Annotated in this window: 20 protein-coding genes and 1 tRNA gene; 7 read left to right on the plus strand and 14 right to left on the minus strand. The window is 45.0% G+C overall.

All coding sequences use genetic code 11. The features are described 5' to 3' along the window. Positions 1-648: 648 nt before the first annotated feature. Positions 649-1,989, plus strand: coding sequence for a chromosomal replication initiator protein DnaA (gene dnaA / locus V3S16_RS04420; RefSeq protein ID WP_413883467.1), 1,341 nt, complete (start codon positions 649-651; stop codon positions 1,987-1,989). Positions 1,990-1,994: 5 nt separating this feature from the next. Next, positions 1,995-3,380 carry an FAD-binding oxidoreductase gene (locus tag V3S16_RS04425; protein ID WP_413883468.1) on the plus strand — a complete coding sequence of 462 codons (1,386 nt, stop codon included), beginning with the start codon at positions 1,995-1,997 and terminating at the stop codon, positions 3,378-3,380. A gap of 165 nt (positions 3,381-3,545) precedes the next feature. On the opposite strand, the gene V3S16_RS04430 is transcribed toward V3S16_RS04425, so the two are convergent. The 10 genes from V3S16_RS04430 to V3S16_RS04475 form a co-directional block, all read right to left on the minus strand. Beyond that, the gene (locus V3S16_RS04430) at positions 3,546-3,743 is read right to left on the minus strand and encodes a hypothetical protein (protein WP_413883469.1); all 198 of its coding nucleotides are present in this window, start codon (positions 3,741-3,743) and stop codon (positions 3,546-3,548) included. Beyond that, the gene (locus tag V3S16_RS04435; RefSeq protein WP_413883470.1) at positions 3,740-4,528 is read right to left on the minus strand and encodes an inositol monophosphatase family protein; all 789 of its coding nucleotides are present in this window, start codon (positions 4,526-4,528) and stop codon (positions 3,740-3,742) included. The genes V3S16_RS04430 and V3S16_RS04435 overlap by 4 nt, the downstream gene beginning before the upstream one ends. A gap of 42 nt (positions 4,529-4,570) precedes the next feature. Further along, positions 4,571-6,187, minus strand: coding sequence for a GTPase HflX (gene hflX / locus V3S16_RS04440; protein WP_413883471.1), 1,617 nt, complete (start codon positions 6,185-6,187; stop codon positions 4,571-4,573). A 27-nt stretch (positions 6,188-6,214) separates the two neighbouring features. After that, positions 6,215-7,546 carry a replicative DNA helicase gene (gene dnaB, locus V3S16_RS04445; RefSeq protein WP_413883472.1) on the minus strand — a complete coding sequence of 444 codons (1,332 nt, stop codon included), beginning with the start codon at positions 7,544-7,546 and terminating at the stop codon, positions 6,215-6,217. A 7-nt stretch (positions 7,547-7,553) separates the two neighbouring features. Beyond that, positions 7,554-8,000: a 50S ribosomal protein L9 gene (gene rplI, locus V3S16_RS04450; RefSeq protein ID WP_413883473.1), complete on the minus strand. Its 447-nt coding sequence runs from the start codon at positions 7,998-8,000 to the stop codon at positions 7,554-7,556. A gap of 58 nt (positions 8,001-8,058) precedes the next feature. Continuing rightward, positions 8,059-9,003, minus strand: a complete 945-nt coding sequence (locus V3S16_RS04455; RefSeq protein ID WP_413883486.1) for a YybS family protein — start codon at positions 9,001-9,003, stop codon at positions 8,059-8,061. 44 nt (positions 9,004-9,047) lie between these two features. Further along, complete coding sequence (rpsR, locus tag V3S16_RS04460) at positions 9,048-9,326, minus strand: 30S ribosomal protein S18 (protein WP_413883474.1); 279 nt, start codon at positions 9,324-9,326, stop codon at positions 9,048-9,050. 1 nt (position 9,327) lies between these two features. Beyond that, on the minus strand, positions 9,328-9,783 hold the full coding sequence (gene rpsF / locus V3S16_RS04465; RefSeq protein WP_413883475.1) for a 30S ribosomal protein S6: 456 nt from the start codon (positions 9,781-9,783) through the stop codon (positions 9,328-9,330). A gap of 174 nt (positions 9,784-9,957) precedes the next feature. Next, positions 9,958-10,034 (minus strand) — tRNA-Lys (locus V3S16_RS04470). A 176-nt stretch (positions 10,035-10,210) separates the two neighbouring features. Further along, the gene (locus tag V3S16_RS04475; RefSeq protein WP_413883476.1) at positions 10,211-10,975 is read right to left on the minus strand and encodes an RNA 2'-phosphotransferase; all 765 of its coding nucleotides are present in this window, start codon (positions 10,973-10,975) and stop codon (positions 10,211-10,213) included. Between the two features lie 250 nt (positions 10,976-11,225). Between V3S16_RS04475 and hemL the strand changes: the two genes are divergently transcribed. Beyond that, positions 11,226-12,515 carry a glutamate-1-semialdehyde 2,1-aminomutase gene (hemL, locus tag V3S16_RS04480; protein ID WP_413883477.1) on the plus strand — a complete coding sequence of 430 codons (1,290 nt, stop codon included), beginning with the start codon at positions 11,226-11,228 and terminating at the stop codon, positions 12,513-12,515. Between the two features lie 10 nt (positions 12,516-12,525). Here hemL and V3S16_RS04485 read toward each other — a convergent pair whose 3' ends face one another. Beyond that, complete coding sequence (locus V3S16_RS04485; RefSeq protein WP_413883478.1) at positions 12,526-12,990, minus strand: hypothetical protein; 465 nt, start codon at positions 12,988-12,990, stop codon at positions 12,526-12,528. A gap of 158 nt (positions 12,991-13,148) precedes the next feature. Between V3S16_RS04485 and V3S16_RS04490 the strand changes: the two genes are divergently transcribed. Next, complete coding sequence (locus tag V3S16_RS04490) at positions 13,149-13,670, plus strand: DUF523 domain-containing protein (protein ID WP_413883479.1); 522 nt, start codon at positions 13,149-13,151, stop codon at positions 13,668-13,670. Positions 13,671-13,679: 9 nt separating this feature from the next. Here V3S16_RS04490 and V3S16_RS04495 read toward each other — a convergent pair whose 3' ends face one another. Beyond that, positions 13,680-14,504, minus strand: coding sequence for an SIR2 family NAD-dependent protein deacylase (locus V3S16_RS04495; RefSeq protein ID WP_413883480.1), 825 nt, complete (start codon positions 14,502-14,504; stop codon positions 13,680-13,682). A gap of 338 nt (positions 14,505-14,842) precedes the next feature. Between V3S16_RS04495 and mpl the strand changes: the two genes are divergently transcribed. The 3 genes from mpl (at position 14,843) to V3S16_RS04510 (ending at position 19,346) form a co-directional block, all read left to right on the plus strand. Then, the gene (gene mpl, locus V3S16_RS04500) at positions 14,843-16,264 is read left to right on the plus strand and encodes a UDP-N-acetylmuramate:L-alanyl-gamma-D-glutamyl-meso-diaminopimelate ligase (protein ID WP_413883481.1); all 1,422 of its coding nucleotides are present in this window, start codon (positions 14,843-14,845) and stop codon (positions 16,262-16,264) included. A 164-nt stretch (positions 16,265-16,428) separates the two neighbouring features. Then, positions 16,429-17,751 (plus strand): P-loop NTPase fold protein, encoded by a 1,323-nt coding sequence (locus V3S16_RS04505; RefSeq protein WP_413883482.1) that lies wholly within the window; start codon positions 16,429-16,431, stop codon positions 17,749-17,751. After that, positions 17,751-19,346 carry a hypothetical protein gene (locus tag V3S16_RS04510; protein ID WP_413883483.1) on the plus strand — a complete coding sequence of 532 codons (1,596 nt, stop codon included), beginning with the start codon at positions 17,751-17,753 and terminating at the stop codon, positions 19,344-19,346. The genes V3S16_RS04505 and V3S16_RS04510 overlap by 1 nt, the downstream gene beginning before the upstream one ends. Before the next feature lie 73 nt (positions 19,347-19,419). Here the strand turns inward: V3S16_RS04510 and V3S16_RS04515 are convergent, their stop codons facing one another. Together V3S16_RS04515 and V3S16_RS04520 are read right to left on the minus strand one after the other, a co-directional pair. Next, complete coding sequence (locus tag V3S16_RS04515; RefSeq protein WP_413883484.1) at positions 19,420-20,040, minus strand: RloB family protein; 621 nt, start codon at positions 20,038-20,040, stop codon at positions 19,420-19,422. Then, positions 20,015-20,243, minus strand: a 229-nt coding sequence (locus tag V3S16_RS04520; protein WP_413883485.1) for an AAA family ATPase, incomplete at its 5' end; no start/stop codon positions are given. The genes V3S16_RS04520 and V3S16_RS04515, both read right to left, overlap by 26 nt.

Consider the following 20,243-nt stretch of genomic DNA (forward strand, 5'->3'; position numbering starts at 1 on the left):
TTTTGTATTTTCAGCCGTCGTAGCTAAGGCTACTTTGGCGAAGTCGGCCGCTGCTATGGCGAAGTCGGCTGGTGTTTAGTGTTTGGCGATCTAACAAGCTGGTATATCAGCATAGATTTCAATCAAAACACAAAATACTAAACACCAAACACCTGATGAATTCGACTTTTTAACGAATTCATCAAAATTAGCAACTAATTTTATTATACTACAGGTCATCGAATTTTTTTTCAAATAAATTTACTATTATAAAAATCAAAGATAATTGAAGAAAAAGGGAGATTTCAGGGATAAACATTATTGTAGAAATTATGGTCATATTAATGGATATGCCTAAAATGCTTAAAGAAAAACCCTTATTCAAAAATGATTGTATTTATGAGGAGTTGTCTTTTTAGTAATTGATTAAATCAATGAAAATAATACGATATAGATTGTTGATAACTTGTTTATAACCAGAAAGAAAATCGGATTTATCAGGATTGACACAATATGGCAGATCCCCTAACTTTACAAACATCTTTCAATGGTATTTCGAATAACCTTAAATAATACTCCTAAAACGTTTGAAATCGTTACTTTATAGATATTTCCCTCTGAAATAGCAAGTAAAATTTTATTTTTCAACTTATAAGAGCCTGGGTCATAATGGAATCTATCTGGAAAGAAGTAAAAACTGCTGTCAGGTCGCGTATTCCCGGTCATAGTTTCAGAATGTGGATTGAACCGCTGGAATTTAAAAAAGGCAAGCCGGACGCTATAATACTTGCTTGTCCCAATTGTTTCTCCAAAAAAAGGGTTCTGGACCATTATGGCAAGCTTATAGAGTCTGAAATACAACGCGCAGCCGGCAAGTCCTGCGGTTTTACTGTTGAGGTTGCCGAACAAAAAAATTCTGCAAAATCAGTAAAAGATCAAGATTTACAGCTGCCGCTTCCCAATATAAATATGCGTCCTCATAATGGACGTTTTCTCAAAAAGGATTTTACATTCGATCAGTTTGTAGTCGGCGGCAACAATGACTTTGCCTATTCCGCTTCATTTGCACTTGCCTCGCGCAAGAATAGCCAGCAAAATTCTTTGTTTTTATTGTCAAAAACCGGTATGGGGAAAAGCCATCTTTCCCAGGCCATTGGCCATTATATCTTGTCCGAGCACCCTTCAGAGCGTGTTTATTATATGACGGCTGAAGATTTTTCCAATGAAATGGTGCAAGCCTTTAGGCATGACAGCATAAATAAATTCAAGGCAAAATACCGCCATGGGTGTGACGTCTTGCTGCTTGAAGATGTGCATTACTTGAGCGGCAAAGAACGAACTCAGATTGAACTGGCGTTAACTCTGGATACACTGTTTGAGAGTGGCAAGAAGATTATTTTTTCAAGCTGTTACCTGCCGGTGGACATCCCGAAACTTAATGATAAACTGCAGTCAAGGCTCTCAAGCAGTATTATTTCAAATATTGAGCCTCCCGACTTTAGAACCAGAATCAGGATATTGCAGAAAAAAGCCTTGCATAACGGGTATAAAGTGCCCGAAGGTGTCATGCAGTATTTGGCCAGCGAACTTACCGAAGATGTTCGGCAGCTGGAAAGCGGACTCGTCGGTGTTACTGCCAAATCGTCTCTTTTGGGAACGCCCCTCGATCTTGCCCTTGCTGAGAGTGTTGTTAAGAATATAGTGCGTCAAAGAAAAAAAATTAGCATAGATGTCATCAAAAAACTGGTGTGCAAATACTACAGTATCTCCATGGATGAAATTGTTTCTAATTCCCGCAAACGGTCCATTGTTCGGCCTAGACAGATAGCGATTTACCTGTCGCGCATGTATACGGATGCGCCCCTCCAGGCCATTGGAAAAAGCTTCAACCGATATCATGCCACAGCACTTCATTCCATCAATATTGTTGAACGGGCAGTTAAGGCGAACAGCCCCGTGCAGAAACAGGTGGAATTTTTGCGCCGGAGACTTGAATCCGGAAAATTTTAATTTTGATGAAACTGCCTGACCCTACTTTCTCAAAACTTCAAAATATAGCGGGCAAGACCAATTGCACCAGAAATAGAGAGGATCTTGCCTGCTATGCATATGATGCAACCGCCCGCACCTACATGCCTGATGCGGTTTTGTTTCCCAAAAACGCCCAGGAAATATCCGCTGTAGTAAACCTTGCCAACGAAGACGGCTTTTTTGTGATTCCACGGGGTGCCGGCAGCGGGATGACCGGCGGATCTCTGGCCGTCAGAGGGGGAGTCGTCCTTGTAATGGCACGTATGAACCGGATTTTAAAGATTGATAAGGATAATCTCATTGCACACGTGGAACCCGGCGTTGTTACCGGTCGTTTTCATAAAGCGGTTGAAAAAGAAGGTCTTTTTTATCCCCCTGATCCTTCAAGTTCAGAATTTTCCACATTGGGTGGAAATGTGGCGGAATGTGCCGGCGGTCCCCGCGCGGTTAAGTATGGTGTGACCAGGGATTATGTATTGGGTCTTGAAGCTGTTCTACCGACTGGAGAAATTATTAGTACCGGTGTGCAGACCGCCAAGGGAGTGGTCGGATATGATTTGACCCGTCTTTTAGTGGGTTCCGAAGGGACCCTGGGCATAATTACCCGCATGACGCTGCGACTTCTGCCCCGACCAGAGGTCGTCAGGGTGATGACTGCTGTATTTGATAAGATCGCATCGGCAGCGGAAACGGTTTCAGAGATTATCAGAAGCGGCATCATACCGCGAGCCATAGAATTTATGGATAATGCTTCCATCCGGTGTGTCGCCAGCCACCTTAAAATTGCTCTGCCGGTTGAGGCCGAAGCTTTGTTGTTGATTGAGGAGGACGGCAGGCCGGATGAGGTGGACCTTGCCCTTGAACAGATCAAGGCGCTATGTCTGTCGCGGGGCGCAAAATGTGTTGAAATCGCCAAGACAAAGGCCGAAGCTGAAAATCTATGGCGAGCCCGGAAGGCGATTTCGCCGGCCCTGTTTCAATACGGCCCGGATAAGATAAATGAGGATATTGTCGTCCCTAGAAGCAAGATTCCTGATATGGTCGAAAAGATAAGCGCTTTAAGGGCCGAAACCGGCCTTACCATAGTTAGTTTCGGGCATGCCGGTGATGGCAATATCCATTTTAATATCATGCTTGACAAAAAGAATGAGGCCGAGTTGAAAAAGGCCGAGGGTGCCGTTGAGGCCCTGTTTGACTATACGCTCCAGCTTGGTGGAACGATTTCCGGTGAACACGGCATCGGCATTACCAAGGCTCCTTACCTGGCAAAGGAAATCGGAAATGCTGAAATGAACCTTATGAAAAAGATAAAAAAACTTTTTGATCCCAATGGGATATTAAATCCCGGTAAAATTTTCCCCTCTCTATAGTACCTATCTAACAAAATATTTTCGCCACTAAGACACCAAGACACGAAGTTAAATTATTATAATAAACAGTTATTCTTTGTGTCTTGGTGCCTTTGTGGCTATTCTTTCTCTCCGAGGCGTAGGCTCTACGAGCCGGAGGCCGGTTTATCCGGGTTGGGATTAAAGTTATTGTATTTTAATTAACATGCAATCAGAAGACATCAGATCTTCCATAAGCTCCAGCCTGATGTCCCGCTCACGATCTATAGCGCAACGCAAACTTAAAGCACAGAATTTTTTACAGATCGAATCCTCGAGATTAAAATTGCCGAAACACCCTAGATGATCATTAATGGAGGTTTTGTTGACAAATTCTTTTTTCATACGGCGTCCTTTAAATTTAACAATCCCATCATTTCTGTGTGAATTTTGCCGTTGGTTGCCAGGATTTCAGTTTTATCAATCGTAAACGGATTGTTTGAAAAATCTGTAACGACTGCTCCTGCTTCTCTGGCAATCAACTCACCGGCAGCCGTATCCCAGGGCTTAAGCTTCTGTTCCCAGAATCCGTCAAATCGCCCGCAGGCTACGTAACAGAGATCAATTGCGGCCGAACCTAGTCTGCGTACTCCCTGCGAGGCTTTCAGACAATTCGAGAAGCGGTTTAGTAAGGGATTTAATATTTCTTTAAAGTTGTACGGAAAACCGGTTACCAGCAAGCTTTCCGAAACTGTTTTAGAGCTTGAGACTTTCAGCGAGCGCCCATTGAGATCGGCCCCTTTGTTTTTCATCGCCGCGAAAATTTCGTTGGTTGCCGGACACAAAACAATACCGACAACGATTTCTTGCTTAAAGGCATAGGCTATGGAAATCGAGAACATATCAAGCCCGTGCGCAAAGTTTGTGGTGCCGTCAAGAGGATCGACAATCCACATGTGCTCAGCTTTTCCCGGACTCAAACCACTTTCTTCAGCCAGAATAGCATGATCCGGAAACGCTTTCCGGATGGTCTGGATAATTATCTCCTCTGAGCTGGTATCGGCTTCGGTGACAAGGTCAATGGCGCCTTTTTTGCTGATGCTGGTAATTTTGCCGTAATGAGACCGCAGCACGCTTCCGGCTTTGAAAGCGGCGGCGATGCCGATCCGTTTTAAGGGTTCTAAATCCATAGGAAGTTCATCTTTATATCTTGTTTGCTCCGGATGTCAACCCTATATCAACTTCTCCATCCTTTCTATCAAAGGCACCAAGGTCGATTTAGCCTTGGCGCTGACAGCGGTTCCGCCGAGGGTTTTGTTAAGCCTGTTAACGGTTTCGTCGTCAACAAGATCCATTTTGTTTAGGACCCGGATGGTGTCAACTTTGTCCAGATTAAGTTCGGCAAGTATTTTTTCAACAGATTCGATCTGCTGCTGGTAACGGGGATTGCTGATATCGATAACATGCAGAAACAGATCGGCACTTTCAAGTTCCTCCAGGGTGGCGCGGAATGACGTCAACAGATCCTTGGGAAGGTTTTTGATAAATCCAACGGTATCTGTAATTATAACCTCAATATCTTTGGGAAATCTAAGGCGTCTGCTCGCAGGGTCTAAAGTGGCAAACAGTCGGCTTTCCGCTTTGACATTGCTCTTTGTTAAGGTATTCAAAAGTGTCGATTTGCCGGCATTGGTATACCCGATTATGGAAATAACGGGCAAATTCCTTTTGCTTCGCCGAGCCTTTTGCTGCAGGCGCTGTTTAATTACAAGGGCCAGATCTTTTTCCAAACGTGTAATCCGATTGCGTACCCGCCGGCGATTTATTTCCAGTTTGGTTTCACCCGGCCCGCGCCCGCCGATACCACCGGTCAAGCGTGACATGGCTGTATTTTTTGCAATAAGGCGCGGCAGCAAATACTTCAACTGGGCAAGTTCAACCTGAAGTTTTCCTTCCCTGGTTTGAGCCTGTTGCGCAAAAATATCGAGGATCAACTGCGTTCGGTCAATAATTTTAAAGTCTATCTTATTCGTAATGGATCGGATTTGTGACGGGTTTAATTCCTGATCTAAGATGATCAGTGTTGCGCCTGTCTGAAGCGCCATGATGGTCAGGTCTTGAAGTTTTCCAATACCCATAAGAAATCTGGAATTTAACTTTCTGCGCTGCTGCAGCATGGTTCCGATAACATCTATATTGCTGGAGGCAGCAAGTTCTTTAAGTTCTGCCAAGGAATCCATGGCAATATCCTTAGGCGCTGAGGTAACACTGACAAGGAGCGCCCTTTCTTTGCCCTGATTGGCTTCATACGATGATTTTACATGGGCTAATTCCGTTTCCAGAGAATGGATTAGTTCCAGACACGCAATATCAAGCTGGTGGGGTTGCAAAGGTTTTAAAATTGCAAAAGGGTTTTCAGGCGAGCTTTTTGGGAGGATATGCCCCGCATGCACCCGATGCAGATGCCCTTCCGTGGTCATGGTGATTGCAGCCATCAGGTCGAGTCTCAGAAGGGCAAGATCGGTAAGGTCGTCGCTGGTCAAAGCTTCATTATTAAGGTGAGTGTGGACACATCTGAGCCCCTTCAGCCGTCCCGGAGCGACACGATATTCACTGGTGTCCGGGATTATAATCTTTTGTTGGTCTCCGACAATAACGTAGGCAATTCTGCCCGCACGGTTGATTAGGAGTCCGATCTGACGACGAATTTCATAAGAGAGCAGGCTGATATCACGCGCGAGTTCAAATGTGATCAGAAACTCCGGCGGAATGCGGCGGCGGTAAAGATTTTCAAGGCGGCGGATCTGATTGGCCTTGAATCCGGTGGTATGCCCGAAAAGTCTCTTCATTCTGGAAGGTTTAAATGTTTTTTGTTATTAGGGATAATCTTGAGGACTGAGATCTCCAAAACGGGTATAGGCATCCCAAAATTTTAACGGCGCAGTTCCGGTAGGGCCGTTGCGCTGTTTAGCGATAATGATTTCGGCGGTACCTTTTTTAGGGTTATTTTCATCCTTGTTATACAACTCGTCTCTGTAAATGAAAGCAACCACATCGGCATCCTGTTCAAGAGCTCCGGATTCCCGCAAGTCCGAAAGCTGTGGTCGCTTGTCGCTGCGTTTTTCCAACTCCCTGTTCAACTGGGATAGCGCTACGACCGGGAGAGCAAGTTCTTTGGCCAGGGCTTTTAATGATCTGGATATTTCCGAAATTTCAAGGTCTCTGCGCTCGGCTGAAGCAGGGCCCCTCATGAGCTGGATGTAGTCGACGATGATCAGGCCAATGTTTTGATCCATTTTCAGCCGGCGCGACTTGGTTCTGATTTCCAGGGCCGTAATGCTGGGGGAATCGTCAATAAAGATCGGTGCTTCAGACAGTACACCGGCGGCATCAGTAATTTTCATCCAGTCGTTCTGAGATATAAAGCCCCTTCTCATCTTGGATGAATCGATTTGAGCCTCGCTGCTGAGCATGCGCATGGAGAGCTGTTCCTTGGACATCTCCAGCGAGAATAAGGCCACCGGAATGTTGGCGTCAACCGCGGCGTGCTTGGCAATATTGAGGGCAAAAGCTGTTTTCCCCATGCCCGGACGCCCGGCAAGAATGATGAGATCTGATTGCTGGAATCCTGCGGTCAACTCGTCAATTTTAGTAAAACCGGTGGCAACGCCGGTGACCAGGGCTTTGCTTCCCTGACGTTCTTCAAGGGCGTCGATATTGTCTTCAATAATTTTTCCGATATGGTGAAATGACGGTTTGATCTTGTTTTCCGAAATTTCAAAAATGCTGCTCTCAGCAAAGTCAATAATGTTGTCGACATCATCGCTGTCTTCAAAGCAGCGCCTGGCAATTGCATTCGATTTTTCAATCAGACGTCTCAAACAGGCCTTGTCGTGGATAATTTTGGCATAATGCTGAGCATTTACAGCAAGCGGGGCGGTATCTACAAGTCTGGCAAGATAGGTGGCCCCGCCAATTTCTTCCAGACGGTTCTGTGCTCTTAAAATATTGGACAGGGTTACAAGGTCGACCGGTTCGTTTCTGCTAAAGAGTTCGGCGATAGCGGCAAAGATTTTTTGGTGAGCTGATCTATAGAAGTCCTCAGGGGCAAGAATATCAAGCAATTCCAGCAGAGTATCGTTGTCGATCAGGACGGCACTGAGGATAGATTCCTCGGCCTCAAGGTTCTGGGGTGGAAGATTGGCCATTGGAATTTTATACTTCGGGCATTACTTCGACTATAATTTCGGGTTCAACTTCTTTGTAAACGCGGATCGGTACTTTAAAAGACCCGATGGCTTTAATCGGTTCGCGCAGCAAAACCATCCTTTTTTCGACTTTAATGTCCTGGGTTGCCAATGCATCGACAATATCGCGGGTGGATACTGAGCCATAAAGACGGTCCTCTTCACCAACTTTTGCATTGATTCTACATACAACACCTTCAAGCCTTTTGGCCATCTCTTGGGCCAGCCCTTTTTCTTTGGTAATTTGCGCTTCGAATTTGGTTTTTTCCTGCTCCAGCATTTTTCGGTTTTGCGGCGTAGCCGGTACAGCTTTTTTCTGGGGCATAAGAAAATTGCGGGCATAACCGGCGGCTACGGTTACTTCACTACCGATGATACCTAACGATTCTATGGTTTCTGTTAAAATCACTCTCATTATTGTCCTCCGCTAAAGAACATCCTAATCACCTTAGTTAGTTTCCATCCATAAATGGCTATTTTTCTTTGTTTATCCCTAATTTCCTGAAATCCAGCCACATATCAAATATTCCAAATCCAATAACGATCAGCAGCACCACCTGCTGCAGGGCGATCAGGGTGTATGCAAAAAATCTGAGCATCCGCGGGAATTGTTTTTTTTCAAAATAAAATGATACAATGGCTATACCCTGGAAAAAATAAATAGTCATCAGGATAAGCAGTCCGTTTAAACCGACGATCTTAAAGTTTTTGTGGGGCAGAATCAGTAAAACGCTTGACCCAATCAGGCCCCAAATTAGAAATTCAGGCGCTTTCCATAAGTTCAGAGCGCCAAACGCGGGGTAAAAAAGCTCCCTGCTTTTTAGCATCGGCTTTGCAAGCAGCAGACAGGTCCAAGATACAAAAAAGGTTGATGCTGTTACAATTGCAGGGATGATTCGTATCAGCACATACTGAATATTTTCCAGTGAAGCCGAAATCTTGTCAACGGTTTCTTCTGAAACTCCCATATTTTCGTATAGTGCTAAGGTCAGCTCCAGGTTTTTGGCAACATATTCCGATACAAGGGGGATAACCCCGGTATCGGCGATCTTACTGTAAAAGAGCAGGCAAAGAATCCCTGCAAGCAGTACGGAACCGCAAGCATACAGCATAGTTTTTTCAACGGAAAGGTCCATCTCAAAAAGTTCACTTAAGATATAACCGAGCATCAGCAGTTCAAAAAAGAACAGGATGTCGATGGATATTCCGCCAAGGATGACAACCATTAGAATGGTTGCCAAAACAGGTAGTACAGCCCCGGTGATTCTCCCGAGTTTCGATCGATAGAAAAGCGTCGGCAAGGGGATAAGAAGTGCAGAGATAAAACCGATTATCGGCATGTAAACAGCAACAGCAAAGATAAGCGTTGTGATTGTAAGACCACTTAGAATATCTTTTGAGCTATCCCCTTGACTCATTTGAGGCACTACCCACATCTCCTTTAAGGTGGCCTATAGTTTGTTCAGCTATAGTTAAAGGTGCCTACGTATGGCAAAAGGGCAATGGTGCGGGCACGCTTAATTGCTTGTGTCAAAGACCGCTGATGTTTTGCACAAGTTCCGGAAATGCGTCTGGGTATAATCTTTCCGCGTTCAGTTGTAAAATGCCGGAGAGATTTTACATCTTTGTAATTGATAACCATGCTGGAGTCAGCGCAGAAACGGCATATCTTGCGGCGGTGAAAAACTCTTTTCTTTCTGTCGCCTTGGTTTCTTCGTTTTGTGGGCCTGTATGCGGCCATGCTATAACTCCTCTTGGCTGCTTTCCGCTTGAATTGTTTCGTTTTTTTCCATATCAGATTCCATGACTTCAACAGTCTTTTGCTCGGTATCAGCTTCCTCGGTTTGACCAGGCTGGTCTTCTTCGGTTTCAGCCTTGGCTAATTCTGCTTTCAGACTTTCAAGGTCAACATCCTCTTCGAGTAAGACCGTCATGTATTTTAATACCCGATCATCAATACGGAAAAACCGCTCAATCTCGTTTACAAGGGTTCCTGTCCCGCAGAAGTCCAATCGAACATAATAACCACGGTTTTTTTTCTTGATCTCATAGGCAAGCTTTTTGGTCCCCCATTCGTCAACCATAACCAGGAAACCGTCCAGCTGAGGAAACAGGGGTTTTAATCTTTCAAAAAGGGGTGAGCGTTCTTCATCTGAAAGGTCAGGATCGACTATAAAGATGGTTTCGTATCTTCTCATGTAACCTCCTTGTGGATATAAAGCCCCGATAGTGACCCGGAGCAAGGATCGTTATTCGATATTTATTTAAAAACCTTTACGTAACACCATAAGAAACTTAGTGTCAAGACTATTTTGTTTGACAAAAAAAGGGGTAGCTTTTACCAATGCAAGCTATCCCCGGCTTGTCGGATCTGGTGGGCCGTATAGGAATCGAACCTATAGCCTACTGATTAAGAGTCAGTTGCTCTGCCTAGTTGAGCTAACGGCCCTGTTTAGATTTACTTAAATCGACCTTTCAAAGGCCTTTTAAACAGCAAGATTAATCTGATAACAACTTAATTTCAGGTTGTCAATTTATTTTCTGAGCTATAACCTCAATTAGGCGATAACGCTCAATGGAAAGTTATTTGTTAAATGTTATTCGTTACTTGAAGCCTGGTGCTGATCAACTTCGCCATGGCGGACGCTGCTTTTTCAGCTTTCGCTTTTTTAGACGTTTTGTATCCTTTTGCCAGAAGGTTCCTACATTTTGCTTTTTGCGATCAGAGGCTTTGGCATGATCTTTTTTATCTTTAAGATCAATTATAAAACTGCCGCTTAGTTTTTGTGATTTGTGTTCTTTGGGTGCGTCCTGTTTGGTTACGGCCCCTTTTTGTTTTGGTAAAGGCGGTCCTGTAAAACAGCCTTTACGGATTGATTCGGCCAAAAAAAGAGTTTCACCGGCTCTGTAAAACACAATTTTTTCTGCAGCCGGTTTGCGGGTGTGTACGGTAAGCAGGACCGGCATCGGGTCAATCCGCTTTCCCATCCTTTCGGCAAGATCGCGGCGGGAGGAAAGGACTACCTGGGAGTAAGTGGCCGGAAAAATACCTTTCTCGAGAACAACCGGATAGGCTCTTCTCCTAACGCAGGTATAAAGAAGCTTGGGAAGGTTTTGCGCCGGAGAGTGCTGCGACAGTTCATCCCGGTATTTTGCGCGGATGGAGTTACCTCTAATTTCAATCAATGGGTCCGGCAAAGTGATAATAAGCTCTTCTAAATGAGATTTACGTACATACTTAAAGCCGTCCCCCTCGTGGATTGCTTTTAAAAATTCTTTTATCTTGAGAAATCCGTCCGGGTCCAAAACCAGTCCGAACTCGTCAGGCCTGTGCCCCAGTGCATAAGCAATGAACTTAGTCAGCTGTTTGAGAGCTTTTTGTTTTTTCATTGAATGTCAATTAGGGATTAGCCATTAGTACTTTAAAGCGATAGTTCCCGTATAATATAAAAACCTTGCTTGACCTGATAAATTGTGTCTGATATTTTCATTGCAATCATCATAAATTGTCAACTATTATTTAAAGTTATAAAGTTGATGATCTCGTAAAAAGTCGAATTCATCAAGGTTGACACTTTACCGTTGAAAGAAATACGAACTAGACTACTAACAACCTCTGGAAGGAAAGGATGCAGAAGCGATGAATCGTGAAAATTCTAACAAACTTTTTGAACAAGCTTTAGAAATAATTCCCGGTGGTGTTAACAGTCCGGTGCGGGCATGCCGAGCGGTGGGCACGGAGCCAATTTTTATAAAGCGTGCCGACGGATGTATGGTTTATGATGAAGACGGCAACCGGTTTATTGACTATATCGGCTCATGGGGTCCCATGATTCTTGGACACAGCCACCCTGCTGTGACAGAAGCAATATCGACTGTTTTAAAGAGAGGTACCAGTTTTGGAGCGCCTACGGATCTTGAAATCCAACTTGCCGAGATGGTTATAGATGCCGTTTCTTCCATTGAAATGGTTCGCATGGTAAATTCCGGAACAGAAGCAACCATGAGTGCCATACGACTTGCCCGCGGCTTTACCGGCCGGGACACCATCATTAAGTTTGACGGATGCTATCATGGTCATGCCGATGCCCTGCTGGTGGCGGCAGGTTCGGGTGTTGCCACATTGAGTATTCCCGGAAGCCCTGGTGTTCCGCAATCCTTTGTAGATAATACCCTTTCGCTTCCGTACAATGACCTCGAGTGCGTCAGAGAAGTAATGGACAAGCAGGGCGAAAAGATTGCATGTATCATAGTAGAACCTGTTGCCGGGAATATGGGGCTGGTAGCGCCGGCGGAGGGCTTCCTGGAAACGTTAAGAGAGCTGACCGACCAATACGGCAGTATACTGATATTTGACGAAGTGATGACCGGTTTCAGGCTGGCACTCGGCGGTGCCCAGTCCCTGTACGGAATTTATCCGGATGTAACCTGTCTCGGCAAGATCATCGGCGGCGGTTTGCCGGTAGGGGCTTATGGCGGCAAGCGTGAAATCATGGAACACGTGGCGCCGCAGGGACCGGTATATCAGGCCGGGACCTTATCAGGCAACCCCTTAACCATGGCCGCGGGTATTGCCGTCCTGGGGCAGCTTGAAGATCCCGGTTTTTATGATACATTGGATGAAAAGGCCGGTCGTCTGGCCGCCGGTCTTGAAAACGTTATAGAAAATGCAGACATCAACGCTGTGGTCGACAGGGTAGGGTCAATGCTGGGTCTGTTTTTCACCGACATTGATGTTAAGAATTTTGAGGATGCCAAGACCAGCGACCTTGAAATGTTTTCCGCCTATTACCAAGGGATGCTCCAAGAAGGCATTTACCTGGCCCCTTCCCAGTTTGAAGTTTTTTTTGTATCAGCGGCGCATAATATGGATCATATTGATGACACTATCAGGGCTGCGGAAAATGTGCTGGAGGGGTTAAAAAAGTAAAAGGAGAGTATTATTTTTCCGGCGGCAAACACGGTTGTTTTAAGACCTTGACAGCCCAGATACGTTGAAAAAAATGAAAACTTGCCAAAAACAGTGCACCGCCCATGGCCGTATAGAGAACCGCCAGATAGTGTTTGGGAATTGATGAGTGGCGCAAAGCGATGCCGAGCGCGATCATCACAATGATAATTAGATAGGCATACCAGGCCTGCAAGGCGAAAAAGCAGCTTTTGTCCGACAGAAGGCAGAGCCGGTCGATATTTTTTAGGGCGATTTTAGAAAACTTATAGCGATAGATCGCCAGGGAAAATATGATTCCCAGCATCCCCATGGGTACCGCCTGCTGCCAAGGAATGGCCGACAACCAGATATAGGCCAGGCGGCAAAGCATTACACCCACGATGCTCCACATTAAGCCGGCCAGCGCAATCAGCCAATATTTGGAAACAGCGGGTTTTAATTTAGCAGGTACCATCTTTCCCCTTTTCGAAAACGATCGTAAATATGTACTGTCTAACATGAACCTGCGATTATCGTCAATTTTTAAAACTCCGAATCATCAGAAATAATCTTCTGCTATGCGGGATCTTCGACGGGCCTAAAGGACCAGGTTTTTCAGGACTAAATAAATATATGAGCGTAGCGAAAAACAGCAGTGCTAAAATACTGGTCAGTGCCTGCCTGGTCGGTGAACGTGTGCGATATGACGGCATGGTGTTGGTATGTAAAGACAGGCTTTTAGAGTACTGGCAACAGGAGGATCGGGTGCTGGCCTTTTGTCCCGAAGTTGCAGCGGGGCTTACAGTACCAAGGTCGCCTGCTGAGATTATTGGTGAGGGCGACGGAACTGCCGTGCTGCAGGGATTCGCAAAGGTTATCAACCGCGACGGAAAAGAGATGACGGAACGATTTGTAATTGGCGCCAAGAAAGCCCTTGAACAAGTAATATCACAGAGTATAGCGTTTGCCGTCCTGAAAGACGGAAGCCCTTCGTGCGGAAGTTCATATATTTATGACGGCAGTTTTACGGGCGTGTCTGAAGCGGGGAAGGGCGTTACGGCGGCTTTTCTGGAAGCAAATGGTATTCGTGTATTCAGTGAGCACCAAATGGCAGAGGCTGCTGCGCGTTTAACCCGCAGAGTGAAAAATGCCTAGCGTTATTGATCAGTTTTTCAAGATATGTAAAATGCGGGGCAGGGCGGTGCTGCTGGGTTCTTTAATGAAAAAGCCCCGCCGGCTTTTTAACGCCAGGTTTGAGAAGGGGTTTTCTTCGATGTTGATATCAACAATGATACTGTCACGGCTTTTTGCTACCCACGCAACCTGATTTGGAAGGTTGGTGGCCCCGGAGGTGCCCACCACGATCAGCAATTCAGTCTCGGCAGCGACGCTTAAAGAACTCTGGTAACGGTAATAGTGTTCGTTATAGATTTCATCAAACCAGAGGACGTGCGGGCGGGCACGTTTTCCACAATTCCGGCATACCAGTAACTCGAGTTCGGATTCTGTAAGCTCTTCCTCCCTGGCCTTTCCAGCGGTCAAACTATTGGGGACGGAATGGACTTTCCGGGTGCATTCATCAGCGCATCGCATATAGAAAATATTACCGTGAATTTGAAAGGTATTTTTTAAACTGCTGCCGGCCTGAATGTGCAGGTTATCAACATTTTGCGTGATCAAGGTAAAGCGGCTGCCAAAAAGCTTTTCCATTTCAACCAGGGCCAGATGACCCGCATTCGGTGCTGCCTTTGCACAGATTCCGATGCGGTATAAATACCATTTCCAGACTTCATCAGGCTGTTGCCCGAACATTCTGTAGGTCGCCATCTCCTGGGGCTGATATTCTTGGGAGCCTACGGTCCAGTATCCTTCCGGGCCCCGGAAGGTCGGAATACCGCTTTCAGCGGAAATGCCGGCCCCGGTTAATATCGTGATGCGGCCGGAACCTTGGGCAACGTCCTTTAAAGCTGCTATAAAATTATGGTCCATCGATAAGTCCTCGATAACCCGAATGTTTCATGAAAACGGTTTTGTAAAATCTGCATCAACATGCTAACCTAATTATCAATCTATTACTCTAATCGAGCGAAACACTCGATGTCCGTTGTTCGTTGTCCATTGTCCGTAGCTAACTTAGAGGAATTAAAGTCTTGATTTATAAATTTTCAGCCAAAGCGTTATCATAACGCCGGATAAATCGAGTTAGATTTACAACTGACAACGGACAACAAACAACTGACACATTGAGTTTTCGATAACAATTGATGCAAATTTTAGGTTATATTTATAGATAATGCTTAGCAATAATTTATTGAAAAGAAATGTCGATGGACTTGAGTAAAAACCGCATTCCCGAGAAAATCCAAAAGGTTCATCTTATCGCTATTTGCGGTACTGCCATGGGGGCGCTGGCCAGCGTGCTGAAGGATATGGGTTTTGCTGTTAGCGGGTCGGATCAGAGCGTCTATCCGCCCATGAGCGATTTCCTTCTGAGAAAGGGCATCGAGATATCCCAAGGTTTTGAAGCCGAGCATATTTCATATGGCCCGGACTTGGTGGTTGTCGGCAATACCGTTTCCAAGGATAATTCCGAGGTTGTAAAAATGCAGCAAACGGGGCTTAATTTCTGTTCCATGCCTCAGGCCGTGAATTATTTTTTGGCAGCCGATAAGAAGCCGCTTCTTGTGGTCGGTACCCACGGCAAAACCACAACATCGTCCATTTTAGCCTGGGTTCTGCATACAGCCGGGCTTGATCCTGGCTTTATGATCGGCGGGATCTTGAAAAATTTCGACAGTAATTATCGTATCGGGCAAGGGGATTATATCGTTATCGAAGGCGATGAGTATGACACGGCTTTTTTTGACAAGGGTCCCAAGTTTTTACACTACGATCCTTTTACGACAATAATGACCAGTGTAGAATTTGATCATGCAGATATTTTCAAAGATTTTGAGCATGTAAAACAGTCTTTTGATACATTTATCTCCGGTATTGACCCGCAGCACACTCTGTTTGCGTGCAATGATGATGACGGTGTTGCCGGTCTGATCCACAGCCGGCAGTGCCGGGTTATAAAATACGGCAGGGATCCGGCATCTTCATGGCATTTGGGGGCGGTTTCCATCGATCCGCCGTGGACCTTTTTTGAGGTTTTGAATCAGAGTGAAGTGTTTGGAAACTTTAAGATCAAACTTGCCGGTGAACACAACTTGCTGAATGCTTTATCCGTCATTGCAGTGGCCCATCACCTTAAGATTTCGGCTGAGGTCATTGCAGGGGCTATGGAAACTTTTGAGGGTATAAAGCGGCGGCAGGAAGTTCGCGGAATAAAAAACGGCATTACGGTTATGGATGATTTTGCCCATCATCCCACCGCGGTTAGGGAGACCATCCGGGCGCTTAAACCATTTCATTCGGACGGGCGTCTGCTAGCCGTATTTGAACCCCGGACCAACTCCAGCATGCGCAAGGTGTTTCAGGGGGTTTATCCGCTTGCCTTTGACGAGGCCGATCTTATCTGCATTCGCCGGCCCTCGCGTCTTGATAAGATCAAGCCTGATGAGCGATTTTCGTCTGAAAAGCTGGTGGCTGATCTTAAAAACCAAGGTAAAGACGCGTATTATTTTCCGAATACCTCCACGATTATCGATTTTCTTGTGAAAACAGCTTGCTCCGGTGACCTTATCCTGATCATGTCAAACGGCGGGTTTGATAATATACATGAGAGGTTGCTGGAAGCATTATAGATTTCAGACGCTCTCATTCCGTGGGGCAGTTTGGGGCCGTTAAATTGTGCCATCTTTTTGGGAGCAACAAGAAGGCAATAAAAAAGTCTGATGTATATAATTTGCCTCAATAACCGTTATGTGTTATAAAAGCTTATTATTATTTCTAAAAGAAGGAGATACAGATGCTGAAAAAGGCTAAAAATATATCCGAGGTTCCTTCGGCTTTTCCTCCTGCTCCGCTAAAAGGGGAAGAGTTTCAAGAGTTTTACGTGCCTGTTGATTCGGAAAGGGACGCGTGCCTCTCGAGAATTGAAGAGCTTAAGAAAAAGCTTGAGAAAGACAATGTCAAGATCCTGTTTGCCGGGCATCGTGGATCGGGTAAGTCAACGGAACTGAACAGGCTTATAATGGAATCAGCCGAAACCGATTTTACGGTTAAGTTTTCCGTAACAGAAGAGCTCGATGTTAATGATATTAATTACATTGACCTTGTAATGACAATGATGGAGCAGATTGCGGACCAGGCTGAAAAAGCGGGTTTTATAGACAAAGATAGCAAACACCTTCAAAAAATAACCGATTGGCTTTCCGATGTTACTGAAATAAAGGCCACGGAAACCGGCTATATGCTGGAAGTGGAAGCAGGTTTGAAAGCCTCCAGAGGGATGTTATCATCACTTATTGGTTTGATTGCGGAATTTAAGGCGGCGGTTAAGTCGGCAAGTGTAAACAAAAAGGAGTACAGAAAAAAACTTGACCAGAAGATCAGCCTTCTAACTGCATACTGCAATATAATGATCAATGAAATTAAAATAAATCTTCAAAAGCAAAACAAAAATTTACTTGTTGTTATAGAGGATCTTGACAAAGTTGAGACATCAAAAACCCATGAATTATTTTTCAAACATTCCGGCATCCTGACCGAACTGAATGCTAAAATAGTTTTTACAGTTTCTGTTTTTACCCTGACGACGCCTTACCTTGCAGACCTTAAAAGCCGGTTCGAACTGGTTAGTCTTCCCATGCTTAAGACAAAAAAAATTGCAGGGGGAGTTTATGATAGAGGGGTTGCGGTAATTAAAAAGATTGTCGAAAATAGAGCGGAGTTGACATTGTTTGAAACCGGAGTCCTCGATCAAATGATAGACAGATGCGGGGGGGTTCTGAGGGACCTTTTTGAAATGATCGATATAGCTGCAACCAGCGCATCATTTAATAAACTCGATACCATTGACCGCCAAATATCGGATTACGCTTTTGAAAGGCTTAAGTCTAGATATCATGGCATGATAACCGTGGAAGGCAAGGAAGAAACCGGTGTCACAACTGACAGTTTATATGATGAGCTCGTTAAAATCAGCCAATCCGAAGCCAAAAAGTTTCCCTTGGACAAGACAATCCTCCTGCTGCTTTCCTGTCTGGCTGTGGTTGAATACAATGGTGAGCAATGGTTTGATGTTCATCCTGTGGTTAAGAGCCTTTTAAAGGATATGGGAAAAATTTAATGAAAGGTGCAGAACTCGGTCTTTTAATCAACGCTCTCAATATAAAGAGGTCGGGCTTTTATTTAGTTGAAGCGCCCAACAACGATACTCTGGATGACCTCACAGTAAAAATCAAAGTCGGCATCGGGCAGCATGATAAAGTTGCGGCTTTAATCGACTTTTTAAAAAAAAGTTCGAAAAAATCTTTTTCAGAATTCATTAAGGACGTTGTAGATGAAAATTATGACGCCCATGTTTTCTTTATCAGAAATCTTGAAACCCACGCCGGTAAAAAACCTGACAATTTTCTCAGACAATTAAACCAGTCCAGAGAGGTGATTTATGCGCTTAACCGTAATTTTATATTTATGGTTTATCCTCATTTTGCCGAACTTTTTATGAAATATGCGAAAGATCTCTTTTCCTGGATTCCCCACCGCTACAGATTCGACAAAAGCCATATTACCCCTCGTGAATTTGCCGCTTCTATGCGTCTGGATGAAAAGGTACGTTTTGTTGGGGACAGGGATCGTAAATATATTCTGGAGCTCATCAAGCTCTATGAAGATCAACTGCAAGAAACAGTCGATAACCCCAGCTTTAAAATAAAGAACATTGTCGAACCGCTAGCCGACCTCTACAGTGAATATGATGATTATGCCAAAGAAATACCATTAAGGGAGGAAATTCTTCAATTCTATCAAAAAGGTCCAGAGATGGAATATGCAGGTACTTTTCTTAGTCTCGGCGTTGCTTATAGTAATCTTCCCACGGGCGATAGAACAAAAAACCTAAAGAAAGCGATCGATTGTTTCAAGGAAGCCCTTAAAATTTTCACCATTGACGACTCTCCCAGAGATTGGGCTGGAACACAGAACAACATAGGTGAAGCTTACGGAAAACTTCCTACAGGTGACCGGGACGAGAACCTTCGATCTGCCATCAAATACTATCACAAGGCATTTAAAGTCTACACCGAACAAAATTATCCATCTGACTGGGCCATGACGCAGAACAACCTTGGAAATGCCTATGCTGATCTTCCCACAGGCGACAGGGGCGAGAATTTGCAGCGAGCGATTGCGTGCTATGAAGCGGCCCTGAGGGTATACACCGAACGCGACTTTCCCATCCAGTGGGCCGTGACGCAGAACAACCTTGGAACTGCCTATGCTGGTCTTCCCACAGGCGACAGGGGCGAGAATTTGCAGCGAGCGATTGTGTGCTTTGAAGCGGCCCTGAGGATATACACCGAGCGCGACTTTCCCATCCAGTGGGCCGTGACGCAGAACAACCTTGGAACTGCCTATGCTGGTCTTCCCACAGGCGACAGGGGCGAGAATTTGCAGCGAGCGATTGCGTGCTTTGAAGCGGCCCTGAGGGTATACACCGAACGCGACTTTCCCATTGGCTGGGCCATGACGCAGAACAACCTTGGAACTGCCTATCGGATCCTTCCCACAGGTGACCGGGGCGAGAATTTGCAGCGAGCGATTGCGTGCTATGAAGCGGCCCTGAGGGTATACACCAAGAAAAAATTTCCGGAGAAATGGGCTCTTGTTAAGGAGAACATTGACATAGCGATGACAGAGAAAGCTGAAATCGACAAAAAATAATAGCGTCGTAAAAACGCCCATCAAATCATAAGGTTCTTGTTTTATTTCCGGCGAACTTCATCCAGCCAGCGATTCAATCTAATTTTAAAAGCTTATCCACTAAAACATCGACATCAGTGTAGGGGTTTAGTTCATAGATTCTTGTACCCCTGTCAAGGTCATTCTGAAAATATTCTCTTGCTCTTTCTGCATGCTGGATGGCGTCAGGCGTTAGATCCTTTAGTTTTGAATAGTTGTCATCGGTTTTGTCGTAGTCAGTCATATAGCGGGATTTCAGGTGACGAATCAGGTCGTCTGCCGTAGAAAAGTGTCTGGTCGTATAGGCATAATGCAGCAAAATCCAGAACTCGAAAGAAATGCTTGAAAAGGCAATTTTTATTTTGTTGGCTCTGGCTTGGTCAAAGGCATGCGGATGTTTCGTATAACCATCTCTGTCTATGACCACCCAAACATCGTCATACGGATTTTTTTCTTGCCTGGCGATTGTTTTTAAATGTTTGGCCTCAATAACCAATTCCTTGCCGGTACTTTTATCCGAATCATATACTTCGATTCTCAATGCCGCTAATCGGTTCCGCTGAGCTTTATCGCGTTTCAGGCCATTGAAATAATTCGGCTCGGTCTCTCCGCCCTCACAGAGAATTAATATCCGCTTTTTAGGTTTTCTCTTATTGACTCGCCTTTTTTTGGGCATTCTTAATCCAGCTTTTGAAATCGCCGATAATGGGGAGCGCACCGAATCGGCCGGATAAATACCACTTGTCAAACGGCGTATTGCCGCGCACTTTGCGATAATCGAATTCGCTCAAAGAGTATAATGATGTGGCCCCGAATTGATTTTTTTCGGTCAACCAAATCTGGTCTCGCCTGAATAGGTCAGGGTTTAAAAGTGTTGTG

Source organism: Candidatus Desulfatibia sp., assembly GCF_036446775.1.
GTDB lineage: Bacteria > Desulfobacterota > Desulfobacteria > Desulfobacterales > UBA11574 > Desulfatibia_A.